Source organism: Rhodanobacter sp. 7MK24 (assembly GCF_014842995.1).
In the GTDB taxonomy this organism is placed as follows: domain Bacteria; phylum Pseudomonadota; class Gammaproteobacteria; order Xanthomonadales; family Rhodanobacteraceae; genus Rhodanobacter_A.
In genome coordinates, this window is the sequence record NZ_JACYXL010000006.1 from 26,809 (window position 1) to 40,400 (window position 13,592).

At 66.1% G+C, this 13,592-nt stretch carries 9 protein-coding genes; 6 read left to right on the forward strand and 3 right to left on the reverse strand.

The genetic code is table 11. The features are described 5' to 3' along the window. The first annotated feature begins 1 nt into the window (after position 1). The 6 genes from IHE49_RS11215 (at position 2) to IHE49_RS11240 (ending at position 10,265) form a co-directional block, all read left to right on the forward strand. Positions 2 to 1,024, forward strand: a complete 1,023-nt coding sequence (locus tag IHE49_RS11215) for a phosphotransferase (protein WP_192157877.1) — start codon at positions 2 to 4, stop codon at positions 1,022 to 1,024. Further along, a complete protein-coding gene (locus tag IHE49_RS11220) occupies positions 1,017 to 2,351 on the forward strand; it encodes an aminotransferase class III-fold pyridoxal phosphate-dependent enzyme (protein WP_192157879.1) in 1,335 nt (444 codons plus the stop codon). Before IHE49_RS11215 ends, IHE49_RS11220 begins: the two co-directional genes overlap by 8 nt. 335 nt (positions 2,352 to 2,686) lie before the next feature. After that, on the forward strand, positions 2,687 to 5,242 hold the full coding sequence (locus IHE49_RS11225; RefSeq protein ID WP_192157880.1) for a TonB-dependent receptor: 2,556 nt from the start codon (positions 2,687 to 2,689) through the stop codon (positions 5,240 to 5,242). Positions 5,243 to 5,379: 137 nt separating this feature from the next. Next, on the forward strand, positions 5,380 to 7,380 hold the full coding sequence (locus IHE49_RS11230; protein ID WP_192157883.1) for a trehalase family glycosidase: 2,001 nt from the start codon (positions 5,380 to 5,382) through the stop codon (positions 7,378 to 7,380). A 239-nt stretch (positions 7,381 to 7,619) separates the two neighbouring features. Beyond that, positions 7,620 to 8,921: an amino acid permease gene (locus IHE49_RS11235; RefSeq protein ID WP_192157885.1), complete on the forward strand. Its 1,302-nt coding sequence runs from the start codon at positions 7,620 to 7,622 to the stop codon at positions 8,919 to 8,921. A gap of 195 nt (positions 8,922 to 9,116) precedes the next feature. Then, a complete protein-coding gene (locus IHE49_RS11240; RefSeq protein ID WP_225578383.1) occupies positions 9,117 to 10,265 on the forward strand; it encodes an aldose epimerase family protein in 1,149 nt (382 codons plus the stop codon). Between the two features lie 96 nt (positions 10,266 to 10,361). Here IHE49_RS11240 and IHE49_RS11245 read toward each other — a convergent pair whose 3' ends face one another. The 3 genes from IHE49_RS11245 to IHE49_RS11255 form a co-directional block, all read right to left on the reverse strand. Beyond that, entirely contained in the window at positions 10,362 to 11,753 is a 1,392-nt protein-coding gene (locus IHE49_RS11245; RefSeq protein ID WP_192157889.1) for a sugar porter family MFS transporter, read from the reverse strand. 156 nt (positions 11,754 to 11,909) lie between these two features. After that, a complete protein-coding gene (locus tag IHE49_RS11250) occupies positions 11,910 to 12,803 on the reverse strand; it encodes an SMP-30/gluconolactonase/LRE family protein (RefSeq protein WP_225578384.1) in 894 nt (297 codons plus the stop codon). 20 nt (positions 12,804 to 12,823) lie between these two features. Beyond that, a complete protein-coding gene (locus IHE49_RS11255) occupies positions 12,824 to 13,591 on the reverse strand; it encodes an SDR family oxidoreductase (RefSeq protein ID WP_192157891.1) in 768 nt (255 codons plus the stop codon). Between the last annotated feature and the right edge of the window lies 1 nt (position 13,592).

Below are 13,592 nucleotides of genomic sequence, written 5' to 3' on the forward strand. Positions count from 1 at the left end.
CGTGTCCACCTTGTCCCCCGAAGCTGCGCTGGCGTTGGCCGACAGGTATTGGCGCGTGTGTGGCGAGGTGCGTGCGCTGCCATCGTATGCCGACCAGAATTTCCGCATCAGCGGCGAGCACGGCGACTACGTATTGAAGGTGGCGCACCCGTCGTGGGCCTACGCCGACCTGGATCTGGAAAACCAGGCCATGTTGACCCTGGCTGCGCGCGAACCCTCGCTGCAATGGCCGCGCGTGATGTCCAGCATCGATGGCGAGCACTTGCTGGCGTTGTTTATGGAAGATGGCGTGCAGCATGTGCGCATGCTGAGCTTCGTGCCTGGCATGACCTATGCCGAGGCTATCACCGCGGTGTCGCCCAATCGCCGCCCGGCATTGCACGAAAGCCTGGGCCGGGCCGTGGGCCTGCTGATCCGCGGTCTCGCGGATTTCCGGCACCCTGCTGCGGGCCGCGCGCAGGACTGGAACCTGATGAGTCTGCCTGCGGTACGCGGCGAGATCGCCCATATCGAGGACGCAGCGCTGCGCGCCATCGTGGCGGCGCAGGCGGAATCATTCTGCGCGAAGCTGCCGGTGTGGCGCGCACAATTGCCGATCACCGTGCTGCACAACGACGCCAACGACCTCAACGTGATCGTGGTGCTGGACGGGCAGGGTGGCGGCAAGGTCGACGCGATCATCGACTTCGGCGACATGTGCACCAGCTTCCGACTGTGCGAACTCGCCATCGCCTGCACCTATGCCATGCAGCACGAGGCCGATCCCGTGGCCTGCGCGCAGGCGATCGTGCGCGGCTGCCTCGACCTGTGCCCGCTGACGCGGGTCGAGCTGGAACAACTGTACGACTTCATCGTCGCGCGCCTCTGCCACAGTGTGCTGATGGCCACGCGTGCACACCGCCAGCAGCCGGACAATCCCTTCGTGCTGGTGTCGCAACAGGGCGTGCGCGCGTTGCTGCATACGCTTGCCGGCATCGACCCGAATGCCATCGTCGCCCCTTTCCTGGAAACCTGCCATGAGTGATCGCACCGTCGCCGAAACCGTCCTTGGCGGTGTACCCGCGCGCGGCAATGCCGAGCTGCTGGACCTGCGCAAGCGTTATCTCAACCCCACGCTCAGCGTGTCCTACCGCGAGCCGCTGAAGATTGTGCGTGGCGAAGGCGTATGGCTGTACGACCAGCATGGCGAGGCCTACCTCGACATGGTCAACAACGTCTGTCACGTCGGGCATTGCCATCCGCGCGTGGTGGCGGCCGGACAGGCGCAGATGGCGCGACTCAACACCAACACGCGCTACCTGCACGACAACATCGTCGAGTATGCGATGCGCCTTGTGGCGACGCTGCCGGCGCCGCTGTCGGTGGTATTCCTCACCAATTCGGGCACCGAGGCGAACGACCTTGCGCTGCGCCTCGCGCGCGCCCACACCAGAAAGCGCGGTGTGCTGGTGCTCGACCACGCCTACCACGGTCATTCGCCGTCGATGGTCGAGTTGAGCCCGTACAAGTTCAACGGCAAGGGCGGCGAGGGGCAGGTGGCGCACGTCGGCGTGGTCGGCATGCCGGACGTCTACCAGGGCGCGTTCCGCGATCCGGCCGCTGCAGGCAGGCGCTACGCCGATTTGCTGCCTGCCGAGATCGCGGGGTTGCGCGAACGTGGCTTCGATCCAGCGGTGTTCTATTGCGAATCGCTGCTCGGCTGCGGCGGTCAGATCGTGCTTCCCGACGGCTACCTGAGCGAAGCCTACGCCATCGTGCGCGCCGCCGGTGGTCTCTGCCTCGCGGACGAAGTGCAGGTGGGTTTCGGCCGCGCTGGCGACCACTTCTGGGCCTTCGAGCGGCAGGGCGTGGTGCCGGACATCCTCACCGTGGGCAAGCCCATCGGCAATGGCCACCCCATCGGCGCCGTGGTCACCACGCCGGAGATCGCCGCCAGCTTCGTCACCGGCATGGAGTACTTCAACACCTTCGGTGGCAATCCGGTGTCCTGCGCCATCGCGCTGGCCGTGCTCGACGTGATCCAGGAAGAGCGCCTGCAGGACAACGCGCAGGCGGTCGGCAACCTGCTGATGGACGGCCTGCGCGACCTGCAGCGCCGCCATGCCTGCATCGGCGACGTGCGCGGCTGCGGCCTGTTCATCGGCGCCGAACTGGTGAGCGATACCGCGGCGCGCACGCCCGACCGCGCCAAGGCCAGGCAGGTGGTCGAGGCGATGAAGGCGCGGCACGTGCTGCTTTCCACCGAAGGCCCTGCCGACAACGTGCTGAAGATCAAGCCGCCGGTGGTGTTCGGCCAACGCGACGCCGCGGAGTTCCTCGAAAAGCTCGATGCGGTGCTGCACGAAGGTTGAGCAGGCCGACTGTCGGTGAGAAAGGGCAACGGGGCCGCAAGGCCCCGTCTTTGTTTGCTGGGTGCGTCCGTTGGCGGCCGCTTGTTCGATTCAAACGACGCGAAACATGACCATCTGGTCTGCCGTTCGGCTGCGAATGGAGGCTTTGCGCGCAGGCGCCATGACTATTTTCATATTGTAGTATGAATAAACATTTTGTAATACGATGCATCCACAGGCGTGGACTTCGCGTCCAAGCCGGCCGCTCCTAAAGAGGCGACAAGCCCGGTGAGCTGGTCCGTGCGAAACGCCTGCGCAGCAGCCAAGGCCAACAACTACTCCGGGAGGGGACCAACATGAAGAATCAGCAGCGGATCAATCGACGACACGCACTGGCGGCGGCCATCAGCCTCATGCTGTTGTCGGGCGCGGCGTTTGCGCAGGACACCGCCACGCAGCCATCGACGCAGCAGGCCGCGCCGGCGAAGACCGGCAAGACGAAGCAGCAGTCGGCGGACTCGAAGTCCGCACAGACGCTGGACCAGGTGGTGGTCACCGGCACGCCCACGGTCGGCGGCATCCGCAAGATCGACGCCAGCTACTCGATCACCACGGCGACCAGCGAGCAGATCAGGGAACTCAACCCGGTCAGCACGGCCGATCTGCTGAAGCTCTCGCCGGGCGTTTACCCCGAATCGTCAGGCGGCGAAACCGGCGCGAACATCGAGGTGGCCGGCTTCCCGTCGGACAGCGGCGCGCCCTTCGTGACGCTGCAGATGAACGGCTCGCCGCTGTTCCCGAAGTGGGATTACTTCACCGACGCGATGTTCCGCCTCGACGACACCATCGACCGCGTGGAAGCGGTGCAGGGCGGCACCTCGGTGCTGTACGGCAACGGCCAGCCCGGCCTGATCGCCAACTTCATCATGCGGGAAGGCTCTTCCAAGCCCGGCGGCGACATCGGCATCACCTACGGATCGGAAGGCAGCGAGCGGCTGGACGGCTTCTACGGTTTCCCGCTGGGCGCGAACAGCGGGTGGTACGCCAGCGTGGGCGGTTTCTGGCGCAAGTCGGACGGCGTGCGCGATCCGCAGTTCCCCTCGGACAAGGGCGGCCAGCTCAGCGCCACGCTCAGCCACGATCTCGAGCACGGCTCGCTGATGTTCTACGCGCGCGACCTCAAGGACAAGAACCAGTGGGTCACCGACACGCCGATCTACAACCCGTCTGCGGGCAAGTTCACGCCGTATCCCGGGTTCAATCCGCTCACCGGCACCTTCGGCAGCAACGCTGACCGTTACCAGTTCCTGCAGACCACGCCGTGCTTCACCAACGGCTGCACGCCCACCGGCCAGAACATCGACATGGCCAACGGCCAGGGCGGCGACATGCACGTGGTCGGCGCCAACCTCGACCTGGATTTCGACAACGGCTGGTCGCTCTCCGACAAGGCGCTGCTGGTCGGCGGCAACATGGACACCACGGCGTTCTTCAGCACCGGCGCCAACCCGAGCTCGCTGGGCGACTTCATCGCCGGTTCCGTCGCCGGTTTCGGCCTGCCCGCCGGTGGCACCGCCACCGCGGTCTACACCAACAACGGCCAGGCGGCGGACCTGAACCAGAACGTCACGGTGCAGAACCCGGAGTACATCCACAAGCGCATCCACTCGATCAGCAACGAGTTCCAGCTGAGCAAGGAAATCTTCGAAGGCAACACGCTGACCTTCGGCAACTACACCGCGGTGTACGGCATGGACCACTCCGAGGACGACGGCCTCAACATGCTGCTGCAGGCGAAGACCAACCCGACCCCGATCGCGGTGAACTACAACGTCGGTGGCACCGTCTACCAGCTCACCGACCAGCAGGGCCTGTTCTGGGCGCCCGGCCCGGCCTCGTGGATGGCGTTCAACGAGCACTGGCACGCCACCACCACGGCGTTCTACCTCGCCGACAACTGGACCGTGGGCCAGTGGCGCTTCGACGGCGGCATGCGCTGGCAGCACGACAACATCGGCGGCAACTTCCAGAACACCGCGTCGGGCGACCTCGACGCCAACCCCCTCACCGTCTACAACAATCAGGCCGAGTACCTGATCGACAGCTGGACCCACTACGGCCAGAACCGCGGCGCGGCTTCCTGGACGCTGGGCGCCAACTACGAGCTGGCCAGCAACATGAGCCTGTACGGCCGCGTCAACAACGGCGCGTTCCTGCCCAGCTTCGACGACATCGTGAACCTCGGCAACCCGCCCACCGAGCACATCCACAACTACGAGATGGGCTTCAAGTACCAGGCATCGTGGATCTACGCGGACGTCGGCGTGTACCACCGCCAGTTCATCGGCGTGCCGTATTCGATCCAGTTGAGCACGGGGCTGGTCAGCCTGGTCTACGGTTCGATGACCAATGGCGTCAACGCGCAGGTGATGCTCAAGCCGTTCGAGAACTTCTCCCTCGCGCTCAGCGGCAACTACATGCATGGCCACTACAACCGCTACTCGGGCTGCGTGACGTACCAGGCGCAGGACGGCAGCTACCAGTGCAGCAGCATCAACGGCATGCAGGTGGATCGCCAGCCGGAAATCCAGTACCGCGTGACGCCGGCCTACGAAGTGCCGACCAGTTGGGGCAGCCTGAAGTTCTGGGCCACCTACGAACACATCGGCGATCGTTTCAGCGACCAGCTGCAGCAGCAGCCGATGGGCAGCTACTACGACTTGAGCTTCGGCGCCAACGCCAACATCGGCGAGCAGTGGGTGCTGAGCCTGCGCGGCACCAACATGACCAACCAGATCGGCATCACGGAGGGCAACGCGCGCTTGTTCGGCTTCGCCAGCAGCGGCGGCGTGATCCTGGCTCGCTCCATCGAGGGTCGCGAGGTGAACTTCCAGGTCAAGTACAAGTTCTGATGTCCGCCCGCTGAAGCTCGTCGGCCTGCATGGCACCGGTCGCATTCGCGGCGGGTGCGATGCGGGCCGGCGGCCTTTTCCGGAAGGCCGTGAGGCAGACTGGCCACGCGCGCAGGTTCATACGGAGACACGATTCCATGCATCCACTCGCCAGGCCCCTGATCTTCGTCGTCGCCGCCTTCGTGGCCGCTGGCGCGAACGCTGCGCAGATGCAACAGCCTGTCGCGCACTATCAGGATCTGCTGGATTTCCACGGTACGCCGCGCACGGCGGCAGATCGCAGTTTCAACATCTTCTTCGACATGGGTGCGTGGCAGGGCTACAGCCTGCCGCGCGCCGGTGACAGGGGCGCGGGCTTCTCCGGCCCCTTCGTGCACAGCCTCGGCACGGGACAGTGGACGGGCACGCGCTTCGCCGCGCTGGCGTTGCGCGATACGGGCGGGAAGAGCGACATCGCGCTCAAGGAAGTGGCCAGCCATGCCGTGCCGGGCGCACTGGAGCGCACGTTCTCGGCAAGCGACCTCAGCGTGCGGCAGGCGCTGTTCTTCGCGGATTCGTGGCACGCCCTGGTGCGCCTCGAGTTGAGCGCGGGAAAGACTCGCGATATCGAGCTGGCGATCGAAGGGCGCGCGCTGCCGTTGCCGGGCAGCCATCTCGCCAGCGATGGCGACGCGGTGGTGCAAGGGTTTGCCGACTCGCCTTCCACGCTCGTCACGCAATTGCATGCCGATGGCCTGGTCGCGGACCATGCCGTCGTGTCGGGCAACAGCTATCGCATCGCGCTGGACAAGCCGTTGCATCTTGCGGCCGGTCAATCCGTCACGCTCTACGTGGTGCAGACGCTGCGTTACGACGCCCGTGCGGAGCCGCCTGCCATCGACTATGCCCACACCTGGGACGCCAACCGCACGCGCTGGGCCGGTTACCTGAAATCCGTAGCGGCCAGCCATCTTTCCGGCCTGCCCGACGACGTGGCGCAACGCGTGGCCGCGAAGGCCGTCGTCACCCTGATCGGCAACTGGCGTGCGGCACGCGGCGACGTGCATCACGATGGCGTGATCCCCTCCTATTCCAACCCCGACTTCAACGGCTTCTGGGCCTGGGATTCGTGGAAACACGCGGCGGCGCTGGCGTGGTTCGCGCCGGATCTCGCGCGCGAGCAGATCCGCGCCATGTTCGACTACCAGGGCGCCGACGGCATGGTGCCCGACTGCGTCTTCATCCATCGCGCCGACGACAACTGGCGCGACAGCAAGCCGCCGCTGGCGACCTGGGCGGTGATGGAGGTGTATCGGGCCACCGGCGACCGCACCTTCCTCGCCGAGATGTACGACAAGCTGGTGCGCTACCACCGCTGGTGGTTCGCGGATCGCGACCACGATCGCAACGGCCTCGCCGAATTCGGTTCCACCGACGGTACGCGCATCGCCGCGGCGTGGGAAAGCGGCATGGACAACGCCGTGCGTTTCGACGGCGCGAAGATGCTCAAGAACGGCGAGCACGCGTGGTCGCTGGATCAGGAGTCGGTCGATCTCAATGCCTATCTCTACCGCGAGGCGACGGAGCTGGCGCAGATTGCCGGCGTGCTGGGCAAGACGCAGGAGCAGCAGCAGTGGCAGGCGCAGGGCGGCGCGATGAAGCGCGCGATCCAGTCGCGCATGTACGACGCGAAGCTGGGCTGGTTCTTCGATGCGAAACTCGGCGAGCCAGCTCTCGTGCGTGTGTACGGCTCGGAAGGCTGGACGCCGTTGTGGGCCGGCGTGGCAACGGCGGCGCAGGCTGCAGCGGTCGAGAAGACGATGATGGATCCGCGCAAGTTCGCCACGACCATGCCGTTTCCCACGCTGGCTGCTGACGATCCGCGCTTCTCGCCGATCAAGGGCTACTGGCGCGGGCCGGTGTGGATGGACCAGTCGCTGTTCGGCGTCGAGGCGCTGCGGCGTTACGGCTACCGCACCGAGGCCGATGCGATGGCGCGCCGGCTGGTGCTCGACGCGAAGGGGCTGGCGGCGGGGCAGGCAACGTTCCGCGAGAACTACGATCCGCTGACGGGGGACGGCTACCAGTCGCAGAACTTCAGCTGGTCGGCGGCGAGCTTCCTGCTCCTGCTTGGGCATGGAGGCAACATCAAGCAATAAACCCATCGACTGGTCGTACCGATCAGCTCAACCCTCGTCATTCCGACGCAGACAAGCACGAAGCGCGCAGAACGCCCGCAGGCGGTCCCGAAAGGGCGAGCGCAGCGAGTCATCCAGGAACCACGTGGCTTGAACAGGCATGGTCGTTACTGGACGAGCAACTGCGCTGTCGTGAAGCGCTTCTGGCCTGCATCGGGATGACGGGCAAAGTCAGACTCTCCATCGGGTGACCAGCGAACATGAGTGCAAGCAAGCGGCAGATCGGATTGGCTACAGCCACAGCGCTGGTGCTGGGCAACATGATCGGGTCGGGTGTATTCATGCTGCCCGCGACGCTGGCGCCCTACGGCGGCTACAGCCTGGTGGGCTGGCTGGTGAGTGCCGTGGGCGCACTGTTGCTGGCAGGCGTGTTCTATCGCCTCGCCAGGCGCGCGCCGCGCGCCGGCGGTCCCTATGCGTACAGTCGCGAGGCCTTCGGTGACTGCATCGGCTTCCTCGTGGCCTGGATTTACTGGTTCTCGTCGATCGGCGGCAACGCGGCGATTGCGGTGGCCTTCGCCAGCTATCTCTCGGCCTTCGTGCCGGCAGTGGGCGCCAGTCCGCTGTTCGGTGCCTTGACCGCGCTGGCGGCGATCTGGGCGGCCACCTTCGTGAACATGGCCGGCGTGCGCAGCGCGGGCGTGGTGCAGGTGGTGACCACGGTGCTGAAGATTGCGCCCTTGCTGGCCCTGGTGCTGTTCGGGCTGGCGCATTTCAATCCGCACCTGCTGAAGCCAGGAACGGATGCGGGATCGCCGTGGAGCGCCATCAACATCAGCATGACGGCGACGCTGTTCGCATTCGTGGGCGTGGAGTGCGCAACCATCCCGGCGGGGCATGTGCGTGATCCGGAGAAAACCATTCCGCGCGCGACCCTGCTGGGAACTCTGATCGCGGCGCTGGTCTATGTGGCCTGCACCGCGGCGGTGATGGGCATGCTGCCCGCGCCGGTGCTGGCGAAATCGCAGGCGCCGTTCGCGGATGCGGGGCAGATCCTGTGGGGCGGATGGGCGAGCTATCTCATCGCGGGAGCCGCCGCCGTATCCTGTTTCGGCGCACTCAACGGTTGGACGCTGATCGCCGGGCAGTTCCCGCAGGCGGTGGCGCAGGACGGCCTGTTTCCGAGGTTCTTCGCGCGCGAATCCAGGCGTGGCGCACCCGTACCGGCCTTGCTGGTCGCAGCCGTGGTCAACAGCCTGCTGGTGCTGGCGAACTACAGCCGCGGCATGGTCGGCATGTTCACCTTCGTGGTGCTGCTGACCACCTTGAGCAACGTGGTTGCCTATCTGTTCTGCGCCATGGCGGACGTGGTGTTGGCATATCGGGAAGGGCGCCCGGTGCCGTTGCGCGATCCGCTGCTTGCCTGTGCCGCGTTCGGCTTTTCGATCTGGGCCGTGATTGGTGCGGGCGCGGATGCGGCGTACTGGAATCTCATTTTGCTGGCGCTGGGGTTGCCGGTCTACGTGTGGCAGACGCGGCGCGCTGCCATCGCCATTGCGTGACGACAGCCGTCGCGGCGTCTGTCGGAGTGAACATGATTACCCGCCGATGCGGAGCAGTGACACGGCGGCAATGGCGAGCCGAAGTGCTTCCGCCTGAAATACCGAGGTGGTGTACAGGGGGGGCTCGCCAGACGTCTTATTATTTATGGGTGATCGGGCTTGCCCGATGCCATTCCATGAAGCGGGGACTGCATGATGAACAGGCACCTGGCCGTTTGCGCTTTCTTCCTGCCGGGACTGGCTGCACCATGGCTGTGCACCGCGGCCGATGTCAGCCGGGCCACCTTTGGCACGCTGCCCGACGGGCGCAAGGTGGAGGTGCTGACGCTGGACGACGGCCATGGCTTCACTGCCCGCGTGATCAGCCTGGGTGCGAGCCTGCAGTCGCTCATGCTGCCGGATCGCCATGGCAAGCTCGCCGACGTGGTGCTGGCCTATCCCGACCTGCACGACTACCTGGCCAAGCCGCAGTACTTCGGCGCCACGGTGGGGCGCTTCGCCAACCGTATTGCCAAGGGCCGCTTCACGCTGGACGGCAAGAGCTACCAGCTCACCATCAACGACGGGCCGAACTCGCTGCATGGCGGCACGAAGGGTTTCGACAAAGTGGTGTGGCAGGTGGTGAAGGTGGTGAAGTCGCCCGAACCCAGCGTGACCTTGCAGTACGTCAGCCCCGACGGCGACCAGGGCTACCCCGGCACGCTCACCGCTACCGCCACCTACACGCTCAAGGCCGGCCACGAGCTGGACATCGACTACAGCGCCACCACCGACAAGCCCACCATCGTCAACCTCAGCAACCATACCTACTGGAACCTGGGCGGCGAAGGCTCGGGCAGCGTGTACGACGACATCGTCACCATTCCGGGCGACAGCATCACGCCGGTGGACGACACGCTGATCCCCACCGGCGAGTTCCGCGCCGTGGCCGGTACCGACTACGACTTTCGCCAGGGCAAGCCGATCGGCCGCGACATCCGTGACGGCAAGGAGCCGCAGCTTCTGCTCGGCCACGGCTACGACATGAACTGGGTGATCAGCCGCACGGAGGCGTCCGCGCCGCGGCGGGTGGCGAAGGTGGAGGATCCGCGCAGCGGCCGCGTGCTGGAGCTCTACTCCGCACAGCCGGGCCTGCAGTTCTATTCGGGCAACTTCCTCGACGGCACCAGCCTGGGCAAGTCGGGCCGCATCTACCGCCAGGGCGATGCCTTCGTGCTGGAGCCGCAGCGGTTCCCCGACACGCCCAATCATCCCGACTTCGGTCCGGCCCGGCTGGCGCCTGGGCAGATCTATCGGAACCGCATCGTTTACCGCTTCTCGGTCGACGGTGGCGCAGCTCGCTAGGCGCCGCGCCGCCGCGCATTCAGAGGTGCGGACAGGTCGATTCCACCAACCGCGGCGCTCATAAGGGCCGCGGGGCTGGATGCCATGGGTTTCGCCTCAGCGCCCGATCTGCCGCAGCGCCTTGCCGGCCATCAGGTTGCGCTCGATCTGTTCCAGCGTGACGCCCTTGGTTTCCGGCACCAGCCAAACCGTGAGCGCGATGAACACCACGTTGAAGGCGCCGTAGAGCCAGAACGTCTCGGCCTGGCCAATGCCGTTGAGCAGCGGCAGGAACGAGAGGCCGACCAGCCAGTTGGCTGCCCAGTTGGTGAAGGTGGAACAGCCGATGCCGAAGTCGCGGCCCTTGAGCGGCTGGATTTCCGAGCACAGCGTCCAGATCAGCGGGCCGGCCGACATCGCGAAGCCCACGATGAACACCAGCAGCATGCCCACGGTGAAATACTGCTGGCCGTGCGTATGGATGCCCAGCTTCATCATGGCGCCGACCACGCCGAGGCCGATCGCCATCACCACGAAGCCGACGTAGAGGATGGGCTTGCGGCCCAGCTTGTCCACCAGGCCGATGGCGATGAAGGTGGCCAGCACGTTCACCAGGCCGACGATGGCGGTAAACCACATCTGCGATTCGGTGTCGTAGCCCATGCCCTGGAAGATGCGCGGGGCGTAGTACATCACCACGTTCATGCCGGTGAGCTGCTGCATCACCTGCAGCAGCACGCCCAATCCCACCGAGCGGCGGAAGTTGGTGTTCTGCAGGAACATCTGCAGGCCGCGCTGCGGCGTCTTGAGCTGTTCGCGGATTTCGCTGACTTCCTTGGCGATGGCGTCGCGGTCGCCGAGCAGCCTTTGCAGCACCTGTTCCGCCTCCGCTTGGCGGCCCTTCATCAACAGCCAGCGCGGGCTTTCCGGCAGGAATGCAACGCCCAGCAGGAACAATGCGCCGGGGACGGCGATGATGCCCAGCATCCAGCGCCAATTGCCCGAGTAGCTGAGGGCGGTATCGGAAAGGAAGGCGACCAGGATGCCGATCGTGATCATCAGCTGATACATCGAGATCATCGCGCCGCGGATCGATTCCGGCGCGACTTCGGCGAGATAGAGCGGCGCGGTGAAACTGGCCAGGCCGATGGCGACACCCAGCACGAGGCGACCCGCGATCAGCACTTCCGGCGTCGGCGCCAGGCCGCACAGCACGGAGCCACCGACGAACAGTACGGCGCCGAGGATCATCGTGCGCTTGCGGCCCAACTGGCTGGACAGCCAGCCTGCCACCAGCGCGCCCAGCGCGGCGCCGAGCATCATCACGCTGACGATCCAGCCGAGGGTGTCGTCGCCGATGCCGAAGTCCTTCTGCAGGAACTGCTGCGCGCCGGAAATCACGCCGATGTCCAGGCCGAACATCAGGCCAGCCAGTGCGGCGAGGATGCAGACGAAGATAGCGGTGGCCTTGCTGTGCCTGGCGGCGGGTGCTGCGCTGGTGATGCTCATCAATCTCTCCCCGTGGGATGGCGTGCGTGCGGCTTGTTTCTTGCCGTCATTCCGGCGAAAGCCGGAATCCAGCACCTTTCGGCATGAAGTGCGAAGTCACTGGATCCCGGCTTTCGCCGGAATGACGAGCTGAGGCATTCCCAGACATTGCCGTAGTCATGGAGTGTCGCCCACTGGCGGCCTGCCTGCAAAGCGAGGCTCAGGCAGGCCGTGCAGGCCGACCTGCGCGGCGAACAGCGCGCCGGCCAGTGGCTCGCTGGCTAGCGAGGTATCGTCGAGGCCGTCGCGGGCGCTGGTGACGTAGAGCGTGTCCAGTGCGGCGCCGCCGAAAGCGGGCCGCGTGGGCTGACGCGCGTCCAGCGGCAGGATGCGGTCCACGCTGCCGTCGGTGCGGTAGCGCACCACGCGGCCCAGGCCCCATTGCGCGTTCCACAGGCCGCCATCGGCGTCGACACAGGAGCCATCCGGCTCGCCCGCGGTGTCGCGCAGATTGGCGAACAGACGCGTGTCGCCCAGCGTGTCGCCGTAGTCGCAGCAACGGATCGTGCGCGCCAATGAGTCGCAGTAGTACAGCGTGCGGCCGTCGGGACTGAAGGCGAGGCTATTGCTGATCGCCACGCCTTCCAGCGGCAGCTTTTCCAGCGTGAGGTCGGCGTGCAGGCGCCAGAAACCGGCGATGGGCTGCTTCGCGCCGCTGTCGGCGGGTTCGTGCAATGTGCCGAACACGAAGCGGCCCTGCCGGTCGCAGGCGCCGTCGTTGCAGCGCGTGGGCAGCTGCGGTTCCACTTCGTGCAGCGTGTGCAGCGCACCGTCTTCGAGGCGGAAGAACGCCAGCCGCGAGGCCAGCGCCAGCAGCAACCAGCCGTCCGCCTCGCACAGCGCGAACGAGGCGAGGCGCTCGGGCAGGTGCCACTGCTTCGTCTCGCCGCTGGATGGCGCGTAGCGCCAGAGTGTCGATGCGTGGATGTCGGTCCAGTACAGCGCCTGCGCACGATCGCACCACGTGATGCCTTCGCCCAGTGTGTTGCGCGCTTCGAGTACTGCTTGCATGGCCGCCTGCATCGGCGCGCTCATACCCAGCCGCCGTCTACGATGAAGTCCTGGCCGGTGCACATGCGGCTGTCGTCGGCGGCGAGGAACAGCGCCATGCGCGCCAGGTCCTCCGCCATCAGGTAGCCGGGCATGCACTGCACGCGCGCGATCTCCGCTTCGCCCTCGGCGTCCAGCCACAGCGCGCGCTGCTTCTCGGTGATCGCCCAGCCGGGCACCAGCGCGTTGATGCGGATGTTCTGTTGGCCCAGCTCGCGCGCCATGCCGTTGACGAAGCCGTGCACGGCGGCCTTGGCCATCGCGTACAGCGGGTAGCCGGCGTTCTTCTTCATCCAGCCGGTGGAGCCGAGGCAGATGATGGAGCCGCCACCGAGCTGCTGCATGTCGGGGATCACCGCCTGCGTGGCGAACACCTGGTGGCGCAGGTTCACCGCCACGTTGCGTTCGAACACGGCGGCGTCAACCTTGGCCAGCGCATGGCGCACGTCGTTGGCGGCGTTGTTGACCAGCACGGCGATCGCGCCGATGTGCGCACGCGCGGTGGCGATGGCGGCGTGCAGGGCCTCGAGATCGGTGAGGTCGCAGCGCAGGAACAGCGGCGGGTGCGCCACGTCCTGCAAGGTTTCGAGCAGGGACTTCGCGCCGGTTTCGTCCACGTCGAGGAAGGCCACCTTCGCGCCCTGCCGTGCGAAGTGTTCGACGAAGGACGCGCCGATGCCGCTGGCGCCGCCCGTGATCAGCACGCTGCGGTCGCGCAGACTGGGATAGCTGGCGTAGCGGTCGGCCATC